Source organism: Vibrio sp. ArtGut-C1 (assembly GCF_002105475.1).
Classification (GTDB): Bacteria; Pseudomonadota; Gammaproteobacteria; order Enterobacterales; family Vibrionaceae; genus Vibrio; species Vibrio diabolicus.
Genome location: NZ_NCTH01000024.1, coordinates 1 through 22,800 on the forward strand (window position 1 = coordinate 1; position 22,800 = coordinate 22,800).

24 protein-coding genes are annotated in these 22,800 nt (G+C 43.5%); 22 read left to right on the top strand and 2 right to left on the bottom strand.

All coding sequences use genetic code 11. The features are described from left to right. The coding region (locus B7360_RS18010) for a DUF2235 domain-containing protein (RefSeq protein ID WP_164673230.1) at positions 1-1,161 on the top strand (1,161 nt) is incomplete at its 5' end. After that, positions 1,151-1,804: a hypothetical protein gene (locus tag B7360_RS18015; RefSeq protein WP_085344267.1), complete on the top strand. Its 654-nt coding sequence runs from the start codon at positions 1,151-1,153 to the stop codon at positions 1,802-1,804. The genes B7360_RS18010 and B7360_RS18015, both read left to right, overlap by 11 nt. Positions 1,805-2,129: 325 nt before the next feature. Here the strand turns inward: B7360_RS18015 and B7360_RS18020 are convergent, their stop codons facing one another. Further along, complete coding sequence (locus B7360_RS18020; RefSeq protein ID WP_025621703.1) at positions 2,130-2,318, bottom strand: hypothetical protein; 189 nt, start codon at positions 2,316-2,318, stop codon at positions 2,130-2,132. A gap of 362 nt (positions 2,319-2,680) precedes the next feature. After that, entirely contained in the window at positions 2,681-3,904 is a 1,224-nt protein-coding gene (locus B7360_RS18030; RefSeq protein ID WP_254048135.1) for a ParB/RepB/Spo0J family partition protein, read from the bottom strand. Between the two features lie 181 nt (positions 3,905-4,085). Here B7360_RS18030 and B7360_RS18035 point away from each other — a divergent pair, with 181 nt between their 5' ends. The 20 genes from B7360_RS18035 (at position 4,086) to B7360_RS18130 (ending at position 22,799) form a co-directional block, all read left to right on the top strand. Further along, on the top strand, positions 4,086-5,270 hold the full coding sequence (locus tag B7360_RS18035; RefSeq protein ID WP_085344270.1) for a hypothetical protein: 1,185 nt from the start codon (positions 4,086-4,088) through the stop codon (positions 5,268-5,270). Between the two features lie 349 nt (positions 5,271-5,619). Next, positions 5,620-6,639 (top strand): hypothetical protein, encoded by a 1,020-nt coding sequence (locus B7360_RS18040; RefSeq protein ID WP_085344271.1) that lies wholly within the window; start codon positions 5,620-5,622, stop codon positions 6,637-6,639. Continuing rightward, positions 6,632-6,964 carry an STAS-like domain-containing protein gene (locus tag B7360_RS18045; RefSeq protein ID WP_085344272.1) on the top strand — a complete coding sequence of 111 codons (333 nt, stop codon included), beginning with the start codon at positions 6,632-6,634 and terminating at the stop codon, positions 6,962-6,964. Before B7360_RS18040 ends, B7360_RS18045 begins: the two co-directional genes overlap by 8 nt. Continuing rightward, positions 6,961-7,500: a hypothetical protein gene (locus B7360_RS18050; protein WP_085344273.1), complete on the top strand. Its 540-nt coding sequence runs from the start codon at positions 6,961-6,963 to the stop codon at positions 7,498-7,500. Before B7360_RS18045 ends, B7360_RS18050 begins: the two co-directional genes overlap by 4 nt. 401 nt (positions 7,501-7,901) lie before the next feature. Continuing rightward, complete coding sequence (gene csrD, locus B7360_RS18055; protein WP_085344274.1) at positions 7,902-9,911, top strand: RNase E specificity factor CsrD; 2,010 nt, start codon at positions 7,902-7,904, stop codon at positions 9,909-9,911. Between the two features lie 11 nt (positions 9,912-9,922). Then, complete coding sequence (locus tag B7360_RS18060) at positions 9,923-11,368, top strand: MSHA biogenesis protein MshI (protein ID WP_085344275.1); 1,446 nt, start codon at positions 9,923-9,925, stop codon at positions 11,366-11,368. Continuing rightward, positions 11,365-12,015: a type II secretion system protein GspM gene (gene gspM, locus B7360_RS18065; protein ID WP_085344276.1), complete on the top strand. Its 651-nt coding sequence runs from the start codon at positions 11,365-11,367 to the stop codon at positions 12,013-12,015. The genes B7360_RS18060 and gspM overlap by 4 nt, the downstream gene beginning before the upstream one ends. After that, positions 12,008-12,340: a hypothetical protein gene (locus B7360_RS18070; protein ID WP_046873588.1), complete on the top strand. Its 333-nt coding sequence runs from the start codon at positions 12,008-12,010 to the stop codon at positions 12,338-12,340. Before gspM ends, B7360_RS18070 begins: the two co-directional genes overlap by 8 nt. Before the next feature lie 20 nt (positions 12,341-12,360). Continuing rightward, complete coding sequence (mshL, locus tag B7360_RS18075) at positions 12,361-14,004, top strand: pilus (MSHA type) biogenesis protein MshL (RefSeq protein ID WP_074191839.1); 1,644 nt, start codon at positions 12,361-12,363, stop codon at positions 14,002-14,004. 44 nt (positions 14,005-14,048) lie between these two features. Then, positions 14,049-14,894 carry an ExeA family protein gene (locus B7360_RS18080; protein WP_046873590.1) on the top strand — a complete coding sequence of 282 codons (846 nt, stop codon included), beginning with the start codon at positions 14,049-14,051 and terminating at the stop codon, positions 14,892-14,894. Beyond that, the gene (locus B7360_RS18085) at positions 14,891-15,985 is read left to right on the top strand and encodes a lipopolysaccharide assembly protein LapB (RefSeq protein WP_173670006.1); all 1,095 of its coding nucleotides are present in this window, start codon (positions 14,891-14,893) and stop codon (positions 15,983-15,985) included. Before B7360_RS18080 ends, B7360_RS18085 begins: the two co-directional genes overlap by 4 nt. Further along, positions 15,982-17,706, top strand: coding sequence for a GspE/PulE family protein (locus B7360_RS18090; protein ID WP_085344278.1), 1,725 nt, complete (start codon positions 15,982-15,984; stop codon positions 17,704-17,706). The genes B7360_RS18085 and B7360_RS18090 overlap by 4 nt, the downstream gene beginning before the upstream one ends. Before the next feature lie 8 nt (positions 17,707-17,714). Next, a complete protein-coding gene (locus B7360_RS18095) occupies positions 17,715-18,938 on the top strand; it encodes a type II secretion system F family protein (protein ID WP_048626840.1) in 1,224 nt (407 codons plus the stop codon). A gap of 3 nt (positions 18,939-18,941) precedes the next feature. Next, positions 18,942-19,403 carry a hypothetical protein gene (locus tag B7360_RS18100; protein ID WP_005397399.1) on the top strand — a complete coding sequence of 154 codons (462 nt, stop codon included), beginning with the start codon at positions 18,942-18,944 and terminating at the stop codon, positions 19,401-19,403. Between the two features lie 291 nt (positions 19,404-19,694). Then, positions 19,695-20,198 (top strand): type II secretion system protein, encoded by a 504-nt coding sequence (locus tag B7360_RS18105; RefSeq protein WP_085344279.1) that lies wholly within the window; start codon positions 19,695-19,697, stop codon positions 20,196-20,198. Between the two features lie 63 nt (positions 20,199-20,261). Further along, complete coding sequence (locus B7360_RS18110; protein ID WP_005388453.1) at positions 20,262-20,495, top strand: type II secretion system protein; 234 nt, start codon at positions 20,262-20,264, stop codon at positions 20,493-20,495. Positions 20,496-20,610: 115 nt separating this feature from the next. After that, positions 20,611-21,099 (top strand): type II secretion system protein, encoded by a 489-nt coding sequence (locus tag B7360_RS18115; protein ID WP_085344280.1) that lies wholly within the window; start codon positions 20,611-20,613, stop codon positions 21,097-21,099. Then, positions 21,096-21,662, top strand: coding sequence for a prepilin-type N-terminal cleavage/methylation domain-containing protein (locus B7360_RS18120; RefSeq protein ID WP_085344281.1), 567 nt, complete (start codon positions 21,096-21,098; stop codon positions 21,660-21,662). The genes B7360_RS18115 and B7360_RS18120 overlap by 4 nt, the downstream gene beginning before the upstream one ends. After that, positions 21,662-22,375, top strand: a complete 714-nt coding sequence (locus tag B7360_RS18125; protein ID WP_085344282.1) for a PilW family protein — start codon at positions 21,662-21,664, stop codon at positions 22,373-22,375. The genes B7360_RS18120 and B7360_RS18125 overlap by 1 nt, the downstream gene beginning before the upstream one ends. Beyond that, a complete protein-coding gene (locus B7360_RS18130; protein ID WP_053809344.1) occupies positions 22,365-22,799 on the top strand; it encodes a hypothetical protein in 435 nt (144 codons plus the stop codon). The genes B7360_RS18125 and B7360_RS18130 overlap by 11 nt, the downstream gene beginning before the upstream one ends. Position 22,800: the final 1 nt, after the last annotated feature.

Genomic DNA, 22,800 nt, shown 5'->3' on the forward strand with positions numbered 1-22,800 from the left:
ACAGGGGCATTTTATAAGTGGCAAAATTGGACAAAGCAATATTTTAACATTATCCAATCCTTAAAAGATAACCAATCATTTCAGGGGATAACACATATTGAGTTCGATGTTTTCGGCTTTAGTCGCGGAGCGGCTCTAGCTCGCCACTTTGTTAATGCCGTTAAAGATGGATTACCTGATTATGACAAGCCGCGAGATGGCGAAGCATTCGGTGAAGTTTTCCCAAACTTATTGGCACACCAAGATGATGTCAGTAGCCAACCTAAACATGGTTATTATCCTGACGAAACACGTACCTGTAGTGTTCGTTTTTTAGGGTTGTTCGATACCGTAGGCTCCTTCTATCTGGCTGGAAACAACGATGAAGGCAATTTTGAACTAGGGCTTGATACTGGTTGTGCGGAGCGTGTATTCCAGATAAGTGCCCATCACGAATACAGAAAGAATTTCCCTCTAACGTCACTGCTACCTAGTGATGGCATTCTACCTTCTAACTTTTATGAGGAAGTGTTTGCTGGCTGTCACACAGACATTGGTGGCGGTTATCCTTCAAAAGAGCAGTATGCAAAGCAAGGTTTACCTGAAAGGTATGGCATGCCTCTGTCTGCAACTTATAATCGTGAGTTAATAAAAACAGAATCCATAAGGAAAGGTATACAAGCACAACAGAATGTTTATGGAGCCGCCGCATACAGTGAGCGCCTACACAAGCAAGCTCAAGATGCTTGGAATTTGGAATGCAGCACTAAGGGTTTACATGGTGTTGTGACACTGGTGAATGGCATCCTTTATTATTACGAGCTACAGCCTATTAGTAATGCTCTTTCGGCTTTGTCATTAGAAAGAATGAAACAGCAGTCAGAGGTCGCAGGTGTAAATTGGGATGACGAAAAGCTCGCCTATCCACAAGATTTTACCCAATTAACAGGAAATGATGTGGCTTTAAAAACGTTGAACGAAAAGTTATTAGCTCAACCGTTAGGAAGCATTACATCGACACATTGGCAGGGTGAGATTAGCCAGTATGGAAAGGAATGGATACATCGTCCTCATGATGCACTCATTAATGCAGGGTGTGAGACTGCAATGGACAATCTTGTTAATGCGGTAACGAAAGAAGGAAACCAACTCAAGCGAGTGGTATTTGACAATGAAGTATAGATTTTTAATTGCTGTAAGCATGTGCTTTTTACTTAATGGTTGCTTTGAGAGTAAGCCTGTTTCAGTTGCAAGTATTGGCAATGCAGGGTCTTTAGGTGGCCCTCATTTTATTCGTGATATGTGGGTCAGTGACATTTATGGTGGAGGTGCAAATTTTGCGTATGGGAGCGTTCAGGGCTGTTGTGCTAGCGCAAGCATTGGCATTGGTATTCCTAGCGCTATAAAAGGCGAATGGGAGAATGGGGTTGGTGGCGGCTCATCCCGTGAAAAGTGGCAAAAGCGTTGGAAGCCCGAATGGGGTAATTTTGATGAGAATTATGATACTAAATGGTTTCGAATTGATGATGTGATAGACAGTGAGCTTGCCAAGAAAAAAATAGAAACAATGAACCATTACTACAAGAACCATCATGCAAACCCAGTCATGAAGCTTCTTGTTAATGATGACAAAGTTATGCTTCTGTATTCTATCTTGTGTGTGAAGTCTGCAAATGATGACTGCACGGTTAACGAAGGTGCAGATCCTAATGGATGGATAGTCCCTTCCCCTAATAGACACCCTAAAAGCGTCGCTGTCGTTACCGTCTTATATGATGGTAAAGGAGAAGTGTCTGACAAACCATTTACGGAAAATACACCTTAACCATAGAAATAGCCGATTTTCCATACCTTAACCTGTATAGTTTTAGCCCACTTTCATAGAATCTGACAGTGGGCTTTTTTCACTTTGCCATACTTTTAGTTATTCATGGTTTGCTAATGTTCGCTTTTCTGAAAATCATTTTTGTCCAATTGTGAGTTGGTATACCTTCAGGCTGACAGTGCGGTCTTTTCGTGATTAACCAGCGGATGTGTAAGATCGTGTATGAGTTACTACACTAGAAACGTTATTAGGCTTACCAACTATTTGTTGGCCAAATCTAAGCCCAAGCATCTTCGGAGGCCTTTCTCATGGTTGGACGGGGAAATCAGTTGATAAAATCAGCCACTATTTTTAATAGCTCAGATGCAGGCTTTGCCGAGGTGGCAGTTTTGTAAACCATAACCTTATCGCCGTACTGGACGATAAGGTTTCCGGCATCACTTAATGTGACCGATGCGATTACCTTCTCTCCCATCTCGTCTTGTATTATGTGAAGTATGTCTTCCGAAGTCATGAAGTTAACCTCGTGGCATCAAAATATGCCCCTGAAAAGTAGCTACTGCCAACGATGAATATGTCGTATTTGATTGTTACCTCTCTGGCTAGATTTTTGTGATCTATCTTAGCTTTTAGGCAGTGCTTACATGTTATAAGCCATCGGCTCAAAATCTGGGATGACGTTTGGATAGTTAAGTCAAACTCTGCAAAATTCCCTTGTATCCTCACATTATCGACCGTAAACAAATGCAAAGCGTTTTTATCCAGCAGCCTCAGTTCTTGGACTAGCTCTCTCATAGAATCCCCTTACTTATCGAATGTCATCGTTACTCTCTAGGGTTAAGAAGGCAGGCTTACGCTATGCCTGCCTAACCATCTTTATTGTTTTATTTGGACATTGCTTTGTTTCTGAATTCGTTTTGGGGTAGGGCCTTTGGGTACGCATGGGACTGTAAATGGCTCGTTAATATTACCAGCAGCGGTAAGCGGAATTTTGTTCCCACTTTCATCTTTTTTATAGCGAGCAACTCGACGCACGGAAATCTTGTTGCCCGCAATCGTAAGACCGAGATGTGCATTCCATCCTTTAAAGATCGCGGATAGTTTGCAAAGAAGCGAATAAGATGTTGATTCGTGAACAATTGACTGAAGGTAATTCCTAACCTGATATTCGATATCCTCCTCAGAGCTAAGCCCTAATGAGGAGATTACACGAGTTAGATAAGTTTCGGGACAAAGAGGTAACTCTTTATACTCGCAAACAGATAGTTGTTTTTTGATTAGGTAGTGTGCGAACGCATAGATCGTTTCAGATGCTTGGCTTTCAAGTCGATGCTTTTTAAACACTTCTGAGATGAAATGAACCGAAAGTGCTAATTCATTATGCTCTTCCACATATGTAAGTATTTCTGCGGGTTGAAACGATGTTCCTTGCGTCCCACGAAAGGCGAATGGATTTCTAGTCATGTCAAACGCTTTGGCGAGCATGGCGACGCGAGAAAGTACTGAAGCGCTAACCGTCACACCTGCCATCTCTAAAACTTGTGCTCGTGAACGTATGTTTCCCACGTCGATATGTGCAAAACTCAAATCATCGGTAACGCCATAAGTTATAGGTGCTATAAAGCCTACACAAGCCTCGCAAGCGGCCTCTAATCGATGATGACCGTTCAGGATCTCGCCTTCATTAGATATGATTATTGGTTCACCAGTGAGACACCACTCGCCCCGACGCATCGACTCTGCATATTTTGCGACCTTGGTTTTGCTCAATCGTCTGTTTTTGTTTTTTTTATTTACCGTGCCTCGACTAGAAAACGTCAACATATCTCTCGCTAGCTGAGGGCTAATGAAAATAGTGGTGTGTTTAAGCGTCGTTTGTATGGCCTTTACCCCAGCGTAGTACTTAGCGTTCTCTTTGAAAATTTCTTCTAGCTGAGTGGGGGAAAGTGTTTCGGTCGAGTTTTTGAGCAGACTGGTTGAACTGGCTAGATAGCTAGTTCGTTCACTTTCGTCAAAGTGACTGACTAGGCTGTTTACAATCGAGTTCTCTAGATCTGCATTTGAGATTGCATCGGTATCTCCGATACGTGGTTCTGTCATGTTTTTCATGCTTTGTTCTTCCTGTGGCAACATAGTGCGCAAGAGTACGAATTAGGTAGTATTTACAGAACATTATTGATCCGACGCGCATGTCGGATCAAATTTTATTTGTAAATTAAACTGCGATAAACACGATGTTGGATATAAAGAATTGAAAGCCTTAGAACAAAAAATAACTGGCATGTTGCTTTCGACTAAGGGCAAAACTTGTAAAACTCTTATTACAACCATGCCGATGGTTGCGATTGATGCCTATTTTTCCGCCGAGAATGTTAGATCAGAATTGAAGTGGATCATTGATGCAGCAACCAATGTAACAAACTTAGATAAAGTAAAAGCTATTCAAGCCGAGCTTGAGGAGCGTGTGGTCAAAGGCGAGGTTTTTGCCCCACTATCTATCACGTTTGCTATTGAGGGAAAGCCTGTCTTGGATGGAACTTCTCGAAGTCTGTCATCTTTGGCTTTCAATTCGAGCAGTACCCATATTGTTGGTAATGTACTGACCTTCGTGGCTATTTGCAGAATGTTGGGAATTAAGACTTTCTTGTTTAGTTCAAGGTTAAGTGTGAAAGAAATCAATCAAAAAAGCCTCGCTCGGCAACGATTAGCAATGGAAGATGTTGAAGTTCGAGTTATTTTTGATGATGAGAAAGGGTTGAATGCCGCAGATATCGTTCATTTATTTAAAAAAAGTGCGCTCTTCGACACAGCTCTAAATCTGCCTCATGTTAGTGAAGGTAATAGCTTGTCTGGAGAAAGTAACTTCCCATTGCGCCCATTTATTCTTCAGTTAATCAAAGACACTGATATCGAGTCTTATGGTGGTGTCAACTTTGATTCTAAACATGTAAAGGTGTCTGAGAGTACGATTTCCACCCAGTATGTTCTGTTTAAGTTAGTCGTTGGTGCGGTAGCTGGAGCTGGTACTCAAGAGTACAGTAAGATGCCTAAAGACATAACATTGGAATCGGGAGAAAGTTTAACATCGGTACTTGCAGGTGGTTATATGAATAACATCTCAGCATTCATGAGAGGATGGCTAAAGCCTTTGAAAGAATCGTTCGTCAGTAATCGCTCCGGGTATCAACTATCTCCTCAGGTTTGGCAAGCATTAGGCCTAGTTATTCATCAACTTGTGAAGGATGGTATGTCGCTTGACGTACTTGAAAATGCAGGGCGAGAGCTTGGGAGCCTTGACTACAGCAAGCAGGCTAAGCATTGGGAAAACTGCCCTGTGATGGAGCTAGATGCTCAGGGGCGCATTTATAAAAATGCCGCAAACTCCACACGTCAGTTTAGGCTCGGTTTGATGAAGTACTTCTTGAAAGTGAGTGCCGATGCAGAAAACAATAGAAAGGTTAAATAACAAACTTTTACAATCTGGTGTTTACAAACTTAAATACAACATACTTATAGCATCTACATGTCACAAGTTGCCTACCGTTAGTGTTTTATTTTATCGATATTTCAATAAATCATATTATCCATATTACCTTTGAAAGATAATTCCACAATCATGACTTCGAACGAGCAATGGGAGGCTTTACTCGATTGTTCGATTAACCTTCAGTTTGCTTTATGGGTCATGAGTGTGAGTTATAAGCAGAGACTAATTGTTATTCAGGATAAAATGCATGATATTTAATGAGATGCATACTATAGCTATTGCTATAATGATACTATTATTTTCAATGATTTATAGCTAAGAGCGAACAATGCGTCATCAGAATAAAACTAAAGAACGTCAAATTTGGGAGCGTCGTACTCGCCATAATTTGAGCCGAAAAGGAAAGGTATACAATCCTCATAAGAGAGATATTCAGGTTCACAGAGTACTAGGTAATGATGTTATCTCCGCCCCAGTGAATCTCGATTTATATAATGAAGAAAATAGAGAATTGTTCCTTGAGTTCATAGAGTTGGTTGAAAGTACGGCTCAGCAAAGGAGAGTTAGTATAGACTTTCAGCATACGGAGGGTGTATCTGCGGCGGGGTTACTCTTAATGTATGCAACCATTGATGAATTAAAAAATAACCCAGGCGCAAAGCTAGTTCGGTTCAGTAATTTAAAGGGTAGTGTAAAGAATACTATTGAAAAGTCAGGTCTAAAGGGGGTGACTCTAAACAAAGAAAGGCCTGAAATAGATATACATTCATCTCCTTTGCCTATAGTGAGAGGTACATCAAAAGGAGAGGAGTTTGAGGTTGTAATTGATCATGTGCAGCACCACCTTTTCAATAATGATATGACACCAGAACAAGAGAATACGCTAGCCACTGCGGTTATTGAAACGGTGAGTAATGTCAAATTACATGCTTACAAAGGTGAAGATGACAAACCTTGGTGGATAATTTGTAACGTGATTGGCAATGACTTGTACTTGGCAATCTGTGATAAAGGTGTTGGAATACCAAACACTATTAAAAAGCAGAACTGGATACAATCGCGTGTAAGCAGATATCCAACTCTTCTTCAGAAGTTCCTTCATGGAACAGATGCTGATTCAATCTCTCTCTCGATGGAGGTTGGGCAAACATCAACTAAACAAGAGAAACATGGCTTGGGTAGTAAAAGTATCAAAGCCTTGGTTGACGAGAACCCTGATGGTGCTCTTTGGGTCTTTAGTAATAAAGGGGTATACTACAAGACTGATAGTAAGACTGAGTCCAAAAACTTCAAGCGAAGTATTTCTGGGACATTGGTTCAATGGAATATTAAGTTAAACAATGGTTAGTAATAAAAAAATCTCAGTTGTTGAAGATTATTACCCTAGGCCTAAGTGGCGTTATCGTGACGAAGGCGAAGGTAGCGGTGAAGTTTTTCGTGAAGACTATTTGGCTCCAGCATTGAGAAAGTTTGACTCAGTTGAGGTTGACTTGACAGGTTATAATCGATACGGCCCATCCTTCATTTCAGAGGCTTTTGGTGGATTGGTTCGTGATGAAGGTTTTGATTACAATACATTAAAAGAGAAGTTGAAAATTCGGCATGACAAACTTGATAGTATCGAGTCTTGGTGTTGGGATGAGATTAAGAAAGCGGATAGAGCAACTAAGTGAGTTTTGAAGCTATAAAAGATTATGTTGCTCCACTTTTGACTATCTTTGGTTGGGGTATTGTTTTATATAACACAGATAGAATTGCCCTTCGAAATGAGAGTAGAGCAGCAATTGATGGATGCATAAAGAAGCTCGAAGAGTTTATTGAGCTTGCATATGAATGTATACATGAACTAAACGAAGGTTCTAGTGCTGATAGTGTGAGATACCGATTTGAAGGTAAATCCTCCTCACTTCTTAGTAGTGTAGAGACAAAGAATAATTATCTTTTTAAGCGAACTAAAAGCAAGTTTATTGAAGAAGCTCAAATTGCAATAATCCGAAGTAATGCCGTTCCTAACGAGGCAAAGCTTGGAGAAGCTATAGAAATTGCATTGGATGTTATAGATTTAGCCGAAGATAAATTTTCAAAAAAGTTTAGCAGGAAGTGGTATCACAGCGTGCCATTTTGGATACAAATTACAGCCGTTATCAGTATATGGTGTGTGATTTATTTTGCTTCGGGAATGTACTTTATTGGTAAGCCATTCCCTTAGTGATGAATTGTCTTTAGGCCTCTTTTGTAAAGCTTTCATCATTTGATATATTAAATTTTACCATAAACTTTACACTTTTGTTTTTTTTGTGTATTTTTTTATTAAATATCAGTTGTTTAGGTTTTTCTTGCTTTGGCAAGGTAACCATAACCGTTCTAAATTCTGCTTATGCTTGAATCGAAAAGGCCGCGAATATCGCGGTCTTTTTTATTGTCGCTATCTAATGATCTCAAAGGCTTATCTCAGCAAGGTTAGGCGTAACAATAAAACTTATCAATGAGTGTGATGTTCTTTATGCTCCAGCCTCTCACTATCAGACGAATCCGATTGTTTGATGAACTCTTATCAAGTATAAATATTTCAATAAGGTATATGATGAATAAAAAAGGAATTTGGTATTCATGAGGTATACCCCAACTCTTAAGTTAAGCACACGGCTGGTGGCTTTTGTCACCATGATCGTCATCTGCGCCATGTTTATCTTGTTTGTCGGTGGCACCCTCTCTTTTAAACGTCTTGGGCAGGAATATCTCACCCATTATTTAGAAGGGATCGTAGAGGTGGTCGACAAGGAGATGGAAGATCCTGACGCTGCTTATTCTATGCAGCGCTGGATGCCGAAAATGCTGCAGGCTTCCAATATTGTCGAAATGACATTGTCGACCAACAATGCGGTTGTTTATCGTTTCAAAGATACTTCTCATCAAATGGAAGCGTCAGTCTTGTTTGAGACAGAATACCAACTGACTCACAATCAAGATTACACGATTCATTTTAAAGCGATCCCGCCTTACTTAGGTTACAGCTACTCAATGCAGGCGCTTTGGTCGATCACGCTTGCCGTTATCCTGATCATCTTCTGTTTAATGCGCGGTGTTGCGTGGCTTAAGGAGCAATTAGAAGGCTCTGAAATGCTCGAAGAGCGAGGCAGGATGATCCTTGCTGGTCGGGTAGAGCAGTATGCAAAAGGTGACAAAAAAGAATGGCCTTATACTGCCAGTGAAGCGCTCGATGTATTAATTGAAGAGTTACAAGATGCGCGTCAAGAGCGAAGCCGATTTGATACCTTTATTCGAACTCAAACCTTCCTTGATAAGTTAACAGGTACCGCCAATCGAGTGCTGTTTGATAGCAAACTGGAATCGGCGTTACTAGAAAGTGGGGCTCGCGGCGCAGTATTGCTAGTACGCATTCAAGACTGGAAACTGGTTGAAGAAGAGCAAGATAAGCAAATTACGGATGAGTTTATTGTTGAAGTTGGTAGTTTATTATCCAACTTAGTTCAGCGATACCCTGATGTTGTATTTTCTCGTTATTACGATGCTGATTTTGCGTTATTTCTGCCACATCAAAGTGCCAAAGATGTGGCTAATTTGGCATCACAATGCATTCGCCAGTTAGAAAAATTAATTCCGCCAGAGCCACTCGACCCAGACAACTGGTGCCATATAGGCATCACTACTTATAAAGAGGGTGAGCGACACAGCCAAATCATCGATGAAGCAGAGACAGCTTTGCGTAGTGCGCAACTACAAAATAACAATAATTGGAGTCGCTTCAAAAAATGGAACCACGATGAAGAAGCTCGCGGAAGTGTGAGGTGGAGAACGTTATTTGACACAGCACTTACACCAGAAAATGTGATACTCTACGCACAATCTGTGCACCCAATAAGTGATGCGACGCATAAAAAATCATTATATGAAGAGTTAACATGTCGGATTCGCGATCCTGAGAATGGCATTGTTAAAGCGTCTCGGTTTATTTCTGCGATCAGACAGGTTGGTTATGAAGCGCAAATGGATAAGTCTGTTATTAATAAATTCTTAAGAGAGTTTAAGGATAATTTTGATAACTCGAGAGAGTATGCGCTCAATTTGAATGTAACGCCTTTTTCTAACCGAGAGTACTTTAAATGGTTTCGTGATGAACTCTTACAGTTGTCACGTGAACAGCGAAAGTGTCTCAGTTTTGAGTTTGTTGAAGCACAATTTGTAAGACACTTAGACTTTATGCGACCAGTCGCTAAAATGCTGGCCGGTTTAGGGTGCCACTTAATGGTTGGGCAGGCTGGACGAACCATCGTCAGCACTCACTATTTAAAAGAAGTGGATATTCGTTACCTTAAACTTCATCGCAGTTTAGTAGCAAAAATCGACCAGCGACATGAGAACCAGCTATTTGTCCGCAGCATGCTAGGTGCCGCGGCAAACAGTAAAACTAAAATCATAGCAGTGGGAATTGAGAATCAAAACGAGCTCAACACGTTAATTGAGCTCGGGGTTTATGGTGGGCAAGGGCGCTACTTCTCTGCAGAGCAGCAGTTTCTTCCTCGTCCACAAGCATTGCCAAGTTCTCAATCAGAATCCCAAGTGAAATTGGGAAGACGAAATCGCTGGCGTAAAAAATAAAGATAATAATCATGGATTTCAAAGCACTACTCGACAAGCTCAAACGATCATCTGGTGGTGGTCGTTCCTGCTTTTTGGTTATTCAGCCAGACGCCGTTTATTTATCATCTTCAATAAAAAGTGGTCGCCCATACCAATTTGATATTTCTGAATCCAATTGGGAGAAAGCCGTAGAGCAAGCATTGAGCGTTGCTGCGAGTGCGTATGATTCTCTAACGGTTGTCCTTTCTCATAACTATTATCAGATGTATCAAATCGACAAACCTGTCATGCCGCGCCAAGAATGGCCTGCAGCATTACCGTTTTTGTTGAAAGAACTGATCTCTGAGCGTGCCGTTGACATCATTGCCGATGCGGTAGAGCTACCCAATTCAACCAAAGTGCAAGCTTACGTCTTATCACGAAAAATGTTGGATAAGATCGTGTTACTGGCCAGTCGCGCCCAGTTGCCATTAGAAGCTATTCTTCCTGAAGACGACATTTGGGGAGAGACCGCAGGTGAACTAGGTAACTTCCTATTATTACAACGCAGTGTGCGTGGTCACTTCCGTATTAGCGCTTTTGTCGAAAATACTATCGCGTTCCATCGTTCGATTCGAAGTGTGACGCCACCGTTAACGGGGGTTCCGTCTAGCGAGTTACAGATGGATAGCCTCTCGTTAGAACTGCAACGTTCGATTGATTATCTTTCTTCTCAGTTGCGCCATGTGCAGCTGCATCAATTGAAAGTGTGTTGTGATGAGGAGGATGAGAGTGAGCTTGTTCAGTCTCTGAACTACCGTTTAAGCACTAAAGTTTCTCCGTTATTACCACCAGAACATGAGCTATCAGGACACGTTTTAGCAGATGCTGCTGCGGCTTCTAATACTCGACGCGTTAACTTATACCCTGATTACTTAAAGCCGAAAAAAGAGCTCCTGACACTAAGAAATATCGCGTTATCTTGGGGTGTCGCGGCTGCGGCCATTCTACTCTCTTACGGCTATGTGACTTGGCAGAGCAGTGGTTTAGAAGATGAAATTGCTATTGTAAAAAGCAAAGGCGATATCATGAAGTCAGAGCTTGAACGCTATCAAGTCAAGCTACGTAAGCATCAACCCGACAATAATAAGCTGGCAGCTAAAGCCCGCTTAGAGCGTGAAGTCAAGGCGAAGCGAGACTCGCTTAAAGCCGTCGGGAAATACGATGACTCGCAGCGCACGGGTTACTCTGGCGTGATGCAATCATTAGCTAAGCTAGGAAACCAAGAAATTTCTTTGTCCGAAATTCGAATCAATAACCATACCTTAGATCTGAAGGGACTGGCGAAAAAGCCGAGCTCAGTACCAAGTTGGGTTAACCAATTTAAAACTGAGATTAGCTTGGTTGGCCGGACATTTGACGACGTCAAAATTGGCCGAAATGATAAGGATATTGTGACGTTTGAACTAAAAACGCGCGAGGATAAAGAGAAATGAACGAATTCTGGCTCTCATTAGAAGAGCGCTTTAGCGAAATGAGCGCGCGTGAAAAATTGCTTATCGCGCTGTGTGGTTTAGTTGTCGTGATCATGTTGCTTTTTACGCTGGTACTGGAACCAAAGCTTAACGAGATCATCAGTAATGAGAGGCAACTAAGCAATTTAAAGCAAGCCAATCAAAAGATTGAAATCGACACGCTACGTATTCAAGCGCAGCTGAAGAAAGATCCAAACGCTGAGATTGATCGCGCGATATCTAACCTGCTAACAGAAAGTCAGCACCTTTCGATGCAGCTAGCGGAGATCATCGAACACCTTATTACACCTTCGCAAATGGCTGAGCTGCTGGAAAATGTATTAGAGCAGCAAAGTGGCATTCACCTTTTGTCTTTGCAAACTTTGCCATCTGAGCCAATTACGGAAGATAAAGAAGCATCGCAATACTCTGGTTACTACGTACACCCTGTACGTATGGAGCTGACTGGCGACTACTTTTCTATTGCCAATTACCTAAATAAGTTGGAGAGCCTTCCTGCCAGTTATTATTGGCGCAGCTTTAGTTACAAAGTCGAAGAGTACCCGAAAGCGAAGCTTGTGTTGGAAGTCTACACACTAGGATCTCGAGAGGAGTTTATTGGTGGTTAAAAAACTCATCATCTCATTACTTGTCATGGCTGCGGCAGGAACCGCTTGGGCGAACCAAGATCCAACGGCACCACTTGGCTGGGAAAAGCCTGCGGTTGAAACGTCAGCGAAACCAAAAGCAAAACAGTACCGACTGCCTACGCTCAACAGTATTGTGTGTAAGCCAAGTACTGCTTGTGTCGCGATTATGGATAACAAGCTTGTTGAAAAAGGCGAGCTATTTAAGGGTTATCGCGTCGCGAGCATTAATAGTGAATTTGTAACTTTAAAGCGTGGTAACCGTCAGTGGGACCTAGAGCTTTTTGGTTTAAACGTAAAAAAATAATAACCAGAGCCTGATCAGATATGCGCAAATTAGTTGTAGGAATAACGATTGCTTCTTTAATGGGATGTTCAATGGGTCACCGTGACCCCGTGGAAGTCAAAGAAGCACTCAATGAATCTATCAATCAAGCGAACAGCCGCACGTTAGAAGAAATTCCTTCTTCTGTCGAAGCGGACCTGATGCCTAACTTAGACTCGAATGTTGCTTCAGAGCAAGGCACCTCGAAGCGTTTCCGTATTCAAGCGAATGCGGTCGATGCACGAAGCTTTTTTGCCTCTCTAGTCAAAGGCACTGAGTACAGCGTGGCGATTCATCCAGCGGTACAAGGTAATATCACCGTCAACTTGTCAGATGTTACGTTGGATGAAGTCCTGAGCGTTGTACAGAACATGTATGGCTATGATGTGGTGAAGTCTGGCAAAGTTATTCAAATCTACCCTGCTGGTATGCGTACGGTAACCATTCCTGTTGATTACCTCCAGTTCAAACGCTCTGGTCGATCATTGACGAGCATTGTCACGGGCTCAGTGACCTCGGCTGGTACGTCTAATTCTGGCGGTAGCTCAGACAGTTCTGACTCATCAGACTCTGACAATGGAAGTAACAACGGCGATAGCTCGACGACTTCTACGGGCGGTACGCGCATCGAAACCATCACTGAAAGTGACTTCTGGCCGATGCTGCAGCAAGCCGTTGCGAATCTAATTGGTTCAGGCAAAGGACAAAGCGTTGTCGTAACACCACAAGCAGGAGTGATTACGGTTCGAGCGTTTCCAGATGATATTCGAGAAGTCCGTGAGTTCTTAGGTGTATCGCAGGAGCGCATGCAGCGTCAGGTCATTCTTGAAGCTAAAATTCTAGAAGTGACGTTGAATGATGGCTACCAACAAGGCATCAACTGGTCGAACTTATCGGCGTCAATTGGTAACTCGGGTAGTGTCGTCGTGAACCGCCCAGCGTCGGCATTACCACCGTTGGATGCGATTGGCACGCTATTGGGCGGCCAAACCAACGTGACTATCTCTGATGGCAACTTCAATGCTGTGTTGAGTTTTATGTCTACGCAAGGTGACTTGAACGTTCTTTCGAGCCCTCGTATTACCGCAGCCAACAACCAAAAGTCGGTCATCAAAGTGGGTACCGATGAGTATTTTGTTACCGAGTTATCGAGCAATGCAGGCAACGGTGAAAACTCAAATGCCGTTCCAGAAGTGGAATTGACACCATTCTTCTCAGGTATCTCTCTCGATGTGACTCCGCAAATTGATAACAAAGGCAATGTGTTCCTGCATGTTCACCCTGCGGTTATTGAAGTCTCGGAAGAAGTGAAGAAATTGAACTTGGGCGGTGAGTTCCAAAACATCCAATTGCCATTGGCAAAAAGCTCTATTCGTGAATCTGACTCGGTTATTCGTGCTAAAGATGGCGATGTTGTGGTTATCGGCGGTTTGATGAAACAGCAAAATCGTGAGCTTGTTTCTAAAGTCCCATTCTTAGGCGATGTGCCCGCATTGGGGCATTTGTTCCGCAACGTAAATAACGTGACTGAGAAAACAGAATTGGTCATCTTGCTAAAACCGACCGTAGTTGGTGTGAACTCTTGGCAGAAAGAGCTAGAGCGCTCTCGTGATCTGCTGCAAGAGTGGTTCCCAGATGCGCAATAAGCGCGGGGAAAGCTTCCGTTTTTCAATGAGTTTGTGATTCGAGTATGTACTTGTCACATTTTGGATTTCGAGTTCAGCCTTTTTCGCTAACCCCAAACACAGAAATGTTCTTGGGGTTAGTCCCTCACTATGAGGCGATCCAAACCATTTTAGCCGCTGTGCAAATGGGAGAAGGGGTGATTAAGGTGACGGGAGAAGTCGGCACCGGAAAAACCATGGTGTGTCGTAAGTTAATTGAGCAGATTGAATCTGAAGTCGAGCTGATTTACTTACCCAATCCAGTTTTGAATGGAGAGCAGTTGCAGTTTGCTGTCGCCAGAGAGTTAGGCATCGAGAACGATGACCCGCTACGTATTGTTTCTCTCATTCAAGAACACCTGATTCAAGTGCATTCTGCGGGAAAGAAAACCGTCTTGATCGTCGATGAAGCGCAAGCTCTTTCTCCACAAGCTTTAGAAACATTGCGTCTGTTCGGTAACCTAGAAACGGAACAAGATAAACTCATTCAACTGGTGTTATTCGGACAACCTGAGTTGGATGAGCGGTTAGCCAGCCACGAGCTAAGGCAGTTTCGTCAACGTATTACGTTTAGTTGTCAGCTGCGTCCTCTTTCTATCGATGAAGGCGTGGCTTACATCAATAATCGTTTAGACAAGGCAGGCAATGGAGCGCACATTTTTTCTATTGAGCAGAAAAAAGCGATTTGGCGTTCATCCATGGGGATTCCACGTTTGATCAACCAAATTAGCCACAAGTCGTTGCTTGCGGCATTTAATGATCGTTGCACACTATTAAAAAATCATCACGTTTACGCAGCTATGCACGATACGTTTGATGCCCGTAAACCTAAGTTTAAAACACCCGTATTTTGGGGATGGAGTCAACCTTGAGTGCCATCAATAAAGCATTATCAGAACTCGCTGAAAAAACATCACCGTCAGAGCTTACTCGTGCGGACATTCCCAACGTTTCACGCAGTAAACCTTGGCTTTGGCTCGTTGCTGGTTTCTCGTTAAGCCTTGCGGTGGGCGGCTGGGCGGTCTCTCGCGGTCCTATCCCTTCAGGCGAGCTTTCATCTGCTCAAACAGAAACCATGCCATTGTCGTCAGTGAATGCTTCGTCAATCACATCATCAGAGCGTACTCATTCGCCAACGAGTAAAATGACGCCCGAGACAGCCCATGTGGTTTACACGAAGCCAGTGACACAACTGGCTGCGCAACAGCTTCATATGCCTGAGACTGATAGGTTCACGCCAAGAGCGGAGGTAAATGCGGTCTCTGAAGATGCAGTGCTACTCGCACAAGTGGCAACGATGCCAAGCGATGAGCAATCTAATCACGTAACCCGCACAACAGCAGAAAACAGTTCAATGCGTATTGAGCAGGTTGAGCTTACGCACCGCCAGTTATCTCTTAAAGCGGTTAGCCGAGCGGAAAAAGCACTGGATGCTAACGATATGCAAACGGCGTTGTCGGCTTATGCTGAGGCGTTACGTTATGAGTCAATGAATGCAGACACGCGTCAAAAATTATCGGCGTTGTACTTTGGCAAAGGCGACACGCGTAAAGCGTATGAGATTATCCAAGAAGGCATCAACCTTGACACGAACAACCAAGTACTTCGCTTGGCTTTGTCTAAGTTGCTAGTGAAAGCCAATCAACCTGAAGCGGCGCTGAGTCCGCTTGTGCATTTGCCTCCAATACCAAGTCGAGATTACTTGGCGATGCGTGCGGCATTGGCACAAAAACACAAGCAGAATGATATTGCGCTTGAGAGTTATCAACTCCTTACTCAGCGTGAGCCGGAAAATGCGCGCTGGTGGCTAGGTTTAGCGATTCAACAAGAGCGCGCGCTGACGTTTACCGCCGCGATCAACTCTTACAACCAAGCTCTGGGTAAAGTTGGCATTTCGAATCAATCGCAAGCGTTTATTCGTGACCGTTTGAGCATCTTGAAACAGCTGGAGAATGCACAATGAAAATTCAGTTGAGAAAACGCTTAGGCGATCTTCTGGTTGAAGAAGGCATCGTCTCTGAAGAACAAATCCAGCAAGCACTGAACGCACAGCGTAGCACCGGGCAGAAGCTAGGCGATGCGTTAATTGATCTCGGCTTTATTACTGAGAAGCAAATGTTGGACTTCTTGTCCCAACAACTTGGTTTGCCATTGATCGATCTTGGTCGTGCCCCTGTGGATGCGGAAGCGGTACAGATTCTACCTGAGGTACACGCACGTCGCTTACGTGCGATGGTCGTTGCTCGACATGGGGACACGTTGCGCGTTGCTATGAGTGACCCTGCAGATTTGTTCATCCAAGAGTCACTGATGAATTTGCTAGGTGAATACAACCTTGAGTTCATTGTGGCTTCAGAGCGCCAACTCATTTCAAGCTTTGACCGCTATTATCGCCGCACCAAAGAAATCGCTTCTTTCGCGGAACAGTTGCATGAAGAGCATAAAGACGAGCAAAGCTTCGATTACGGTATTGATGGAACCGACAGTGAGGAAGTTACCGTTGTAAAGCTGGTTAATTCCATGTTTGAAGATGCGGTACAAGTCGGGGCATCGGATATTCATATTGAGCCAGACGATCAGATATTGCGCTTACGTCAGCGTATTGATGGTGTACTGCATGAAACCATCCTGAATGAAGTGAATATCGCATCGGCTTTGGTTCTTCGATTGAAGTTGATGGCGCACCTAGACATCTCTGAGAAGCGCTTGCCACAAGATGGCCGATTCAATATCAAAGTGCGTGGTCAATCAATCGATATTCGTATGTCGACGCTACCAACGCAATACGGGGAGTCCGTGGTAATGCGTCTGCTTAACCAGTCTGCTGGTTTGCGTCCATTAGAAGAGTCAGGTTTGCCGCCAGATTTGCTTGCTCGTTTACGTCGACAGTTGGCTCGTCCGCACGGCATGATCTTGGTGACGGGGCCGACAGGTTCAGGTAAAACCACCACGCTTTACGGCGCATTAAGTGAGCTCAACGAACCTGGGAAAAAGATCATTACAGCAGAGGACCCGGTTGAATATCGCCTGCCTCGCATCACTCAGGTACAGGTAAACAGTAAGATCGATCTGACTTTCTCGCGTGTGCTTCGAACCTTCTTGCGTCAAGACCCAGACATCATTCTTGTTGGTGAGATGCGTGACCAAGAGACGGTAGAAATTGGTCTACGAGCTGCACTAACGGGTCACTTAGTATTGAGCACTCTTCACACCAATGATGCTGTCGACAGTGCGTTACGCATGATCGATATGGGCGCACCGGGTTACTTGGTTGCTAGTGCGGTCAGAGCTGTGGTGGCGCAGCGTCTTGTTCGCCGTGTTTGTCCAGATTGCAAAACAGAAGACCATCTAGACGAGTCACGCCAACAGTGGTTAGCTGGGCGTTTTCCAAACCAAGTAGGGACCACTTTTTATAAAGGTGTAGGCTGTCAAAACTGTAACTTGACTGGTTATCGAGGCCGAATTGGTGTGTTTGAAATGCTCGAACTTGAGCAAGAAATGATGGATAAATTGCGCGCCAATGATGCGGTTGGCTTTGCCCAAGCCGCGCGTCGCTCAGAAAACTATAAGCCACTGCTTGCTTCTGCAATGGGACTGGCGCTACAAGGTACCGTCAGTTTGGATGAAGTGATGACCCTAGGTGAAGGTGACGCTTCTGGTAAGACTGATCCCATTTTCATATAGGTAAGTGAATGCCAACTTTTCGTTATCAAGGCCGCACGCTAGACGGCTCATCCACTAACGGCAAAATCGAAGCAGTGAACTCAGAGGCTGCGGCGGAAGCATTGATGAACAAAGGGATCATCCCGCTCAATGTGCGGTTAGAGAAAGAGTCGGCAAAAAGCCAAATGAGCTTGTCTAAGCTATTTGTGCCAGCCATTCCATTGGAAGTGATCATTCTTTTCTCTCGCCAGTTGTTTAGCTTAACTAAAGCGGGCGTACCGTTGCTGCGTTCTATGCGTGGCCTGCTGCAAAATTGTGAAAACAAACAGCTCAAAGAGGCACTGGAAGATGTCGTTTCTGAACTGAGTAATGGCCGAGGTTTGTCTTCTGCGATGCAGCAACACAGCAAAGTATTCAGCCCACTGTTCGTTTCTATGATCAACGTAGGTGAGAATACGGGTCGACTCGATCAAGCACTATTGCAACTGGCGAATTACTACGAGCAGGAACTCGAGACTCGTAAACGCATCAAAGCGGCGATGCGTTATCCGACGTTTGTCATTATCTTTATCACTATCGCCATGTTTATATTGAATATCTTGGTGATCCCTGAGTTTGCATCGATGTTTACGCGCTTTGGTGTTGAGTTACCACTGCCGACGCGTATTTTGATCGCGACTTCTAATTTCTTTGTTAATTATTGGGTGTTGTTGATTGTGGCAATGATTGGCGCGTTTGCGGTTTTCAGAGCCTGGGTGGCGACGGCTGATGGTCGGGAAAAGTTCGATAAGTTTCGGCTTCGGCTTCCAATTGTGGGCGATATCGTTAATCGCGCGCAGCTTTCCCGTTTTGCCAGAACCTTCTCGTTGATGCTTAAGTCAGGCGTTCCACTTAACCAGTCTTTAGCTTTAGCCGGGGAAGCTCTGGGGAACCGCTTTTTAGAAAACCGAATTCTTGAGATGAAGTCCGCAATTGAAGCGGGTAGCACCATTTCAGTAACAGCCATCAACAGTAAAATATTCACCCCATTGGTGATTCAGATGATTGCAGTAGGTGAAGAAACCGGTCGTATTGATGAGCTGCTGCTAGAAGTGTCGGATTTTTACGATCGAGAAGTTGATTACGATCTAAAAACACTGACCGCAAGAATAGAACCGCTACTTTTGGTGATTGTCGCAGGCATGGTCATGGTGCTAGCACTGGGTATCTTCCTGCCAATGTGGGGAATGTTAGACATCATCAAAGGCGGCTAATCGGTGGTTGAAAATCAAAGTCGAGCGACGCTAATCGTTTTTGGGGTAATTGCTACCATCATTGCTGTTGGCTTGGCGGTCAAATTACGTCCTGTTACCGAGCAGGCGCAAGTGACCGGAGCGAAGTTGGCGAGAGTTTGGATGCAAGATAGTGTTCAGCGTTATCGTCAAGCTTGGCTCGTAAAAGGCGAGCCAGAACATATGCTGATGGATGGTTTTAATCTCACCATGACTGAGGGCGGGCTAGTGTCTCCCTTTACTCAACAAGGTGTTTTAGATTGTGGTTATTGGCTAGCAGTGCATTATCCACAACGTAAAATAATGACCAATAAGTTAATAGATATCAGTGGAGCCATCAAAACTGATCGTTATGTCTGTCACTATACTTATGAAAATGGTCAGTCGATTGTAGTTATTTCAACAGCTAATCAACTGAAAATAGACGTCGAAATGTCGGCGGAGTGAATTTTTTGACACCTAATCACTATAATTGGTAATGAAAGTCGGTATAATGCAATCATTACCATAAGTAAGACTCTGTAATAGAGGGTAAACAATAATGTGTTTTTCTCATTGCAGCATGAACTGAATAATGGCGAATCGTCATTCTGCTCAAGCGGTAGATACAGTATCCACTTCACGGTCAGTTTTAGTGAACGTTGCTGCCCCAAACCGTTTTGACAATATCCAAAATGGTCGCGTGACCTAAACGAAACTTTGCAGTTGTACTGCATACTTACATAGAGAGAGTAAACAATGAAAAGACAAGGTGGTTTCACCCTTATCGAATTAGTAGTGGTAATTGTAATCCTAGGTATTCTAGCGGTCACTGCAGCACCACGTTTCCTTAACCTGCAAGATGATGCTCGCGATTCAACGCTAGAAGGTCTTAAGGGAGCTATCAATGGTGCTTCTGGAATTGTGTATGGTAAGTCTGCAATCGCAGGTATCGAAACAGCAGACGAAGAAGCAGGTACAGAGCTAGATCTTGGTAATGGTAAGAAGATCAAAACAATTTACGGCTACCCTCTAGCTACAGCTACAGACCTACAAGAGGTTGTTGATGGCTTAGGTACTGATGGTGATTTCGTTGAGAAAGCAGGAACTGCTGACGGTAAAGCATACTTTGGTATCGAGAAATACACTAAGAAATGTGTAGAATATGCGCAAGCTACATCAGGAGCAGTAGCTACAACTAAAGTAGTTACACCTGGTGAAGATAGCCTTGCTGATACAGTATGTAACGACAAAGAATCATGATCATTAAAGGCCAGCTAGTCTGGCCTTTATCTCTTTATTTTGATTAATCTCGGAATAGTTCATATGCGTAAATCATCGGGTCTTAGTGCAATAGAGTTTGTGGTTGTGCTAATTATCTTGGGTGTGATCGGTTATGTGGTATTACCAAGATTTATCAGCTTTGAGCCAGAAACTTACGAAGCGAAGTGGGAGCAAACTAAGCAGACCGCAGAGCACGTTTCTGAGACGCTAAGCAACAAAGAAACTTACGATCGAATTGAAGAAGAGATTGGTCGTTCAAAAGGGCAAAATAACTAGATATTGGTTATTTGTTCGTCTGTTCACACTTCGAATCGAAAAATTATAAACCTATCATTAATCTCATAATTTCATCGTATACTTATCTTGCTTGTTCTAAGCCTAAGGTTGGGTTATGAAAATTCGCAGCTCTGCATTAGGGTTCACGTTAATGGAGTTAATCCTCGTGATTGTGCTCCTCTCTATCCTTTCACTTTTTGCAGCCAGCCGTTTTGTGGGCTCAGGCAGCTTTTCTGCATATGCATTACAAGAACGCGTGATTTCTGTGATTCGCCAAGTACAAGTGAATCGTATGCAGTCGAATGTTGCAAGTCCTGACAACAATTTTCGTTTACAAGTTTCTAGCTCATGTGTTGGCTCGGTTGCTGCCTGTGCACTAACAGGCAGTGCACAAGATGCTCGTAGTGACGTAGTTATTGATAAATCCGCAAAGTTTTCACTGACCAATGCCGTAAATAATCCAATCGAGTTTAATTTGTTGGGTAATCCTATAAATTCTGCGAGTGGTGGAGTTTCAATCCTGATTGAAGATAAACATGGTCGAAGCCGCTGCCAAGTTGAAATTAATACTCAAGGTTATGTTTCAAAAGGTACATGCTCATGAAGAAATCTAGTGGCATGACTTTAATAGAAATGATCATCGCAATTGTTTTAATGGGTATTGCGATGGTGGCGTTTACTTCTTTTCTTGTCCCTCAAATTCGAGATTCAGCCATTCCTCATTATCAAACTCGCGCTGCCGCCTTAGGCCAAGGTTTTATGTCTCAGATATTGGCGCGTGGTTTTGATGAGAACAGCGACTTTGATGGCGGCCTATTACGTTGTGGGGAGAACTCGACTTCCTGCACCCTACCGGCCAATCTTGGTCCTGACTCTGGTGAGTCTATTCCCGAAAACTTTGACGATGTTGATGATTACATCGGTTGTTGGAGTACACCAACGACAGTTGCTCAATGCCAAGGGACCAGCCGGGGTAATATCTCAGATGTTTTGGGGGGAAGCAGCGAGAATAAATACCGAAACTTCCGAGTTGAAGTCGGTGTGGTATATGACAATCTGACTGCTACACCACCGACAGGAATCACTAACTATAAAAAAGTCACGATTACGATTTTTGCTAGTAACACTCAACCCCTCACACTGACTGCAATAAGAGGTAACTACTGATGAAAGTTCGTGGTTTCACCTTAATGGAAATGATCGTCACCATCGTAATCGGCAGCTTCATCATGCTTGGTATTGCGGGTTACGTACAGCTAGGTATGAAGGGATACGCAGACACGATTGATCGCCAACGAATGCAAACGCAAGCGCAGTTTGTGCTAGAGAAAATGTCGCGAGAAATTCGTCACGCAGTCCCAAACAGCTTTCATGTCCCTACCGGAACTACCAATTGCTTGGAGTTTATGCCGATTGAATATTCTGGTTTTTACACGCTGACGAATAACAATTTAGAGTTTCTGTTAGGCAATGACTCTACATTGAATCCTATTCCAGCGGATCGTTGGATGGTGATCAATCCAAGTCGCTATGAAGATTTGCAATCTGCCTCTCCTCAGAGTTTGGCGATTGGCAATCTAGCGAAAACTGGTGATGTTTTTATTGTCAGTGGTGCAGCTAGTACGATTGGCGGGTCTTCCATTTCGAGCCGTCATTATATCTATCAAGATAACTCTGAAGTACGTTACTGCTTCGACAATGGTCGAATCACACGGAATGATATTACTGTCGCGGACAGTGTAGATACTTCCGTTAGCGATATGCATTACCTCGAGCCAACACTTCAACGTGGCGGTATCGTGCATATCAATTTAGAGTTCACTCAAAATGGGGAGCGTAGTGTTTACCAACAAGACGTACAGGTGCTCAATGTTCCGTAAAAAAGCTCTGCAAGGTAATGTCCTGATCGTCGTATTGTTCGTCATCATTGTGATGGGCTATCTAGCCGCATCTTTAATGAAGGTGAGTTGGTCAAACCAAAGTACGTTAACCAGAGAATTCTTAGGAACGAAAGCTTGGTTTATTGCGCAATCTGCCAATGAGTGGGCTCTAACCCAGCTCTATCCTTTAAACGACACTACTCCAGATGTGGCCGATTTTTGTGCCAATACGGTAAGTGGCGCTACACCAAATGTTACACAAGGCACTAGTTGTCAATTACGTGCTATGACATGTTCAAACATTGGTACCTTTAATGCAGGTACCTCTGAAGCTGAATCTCTATTTAGGGTGCAAGCCACAGCAATTTGTGGTTCCGGGGTTGCACAAGTACAGCGACAACAAGAGATTTGGGTTAGGGAGTAAA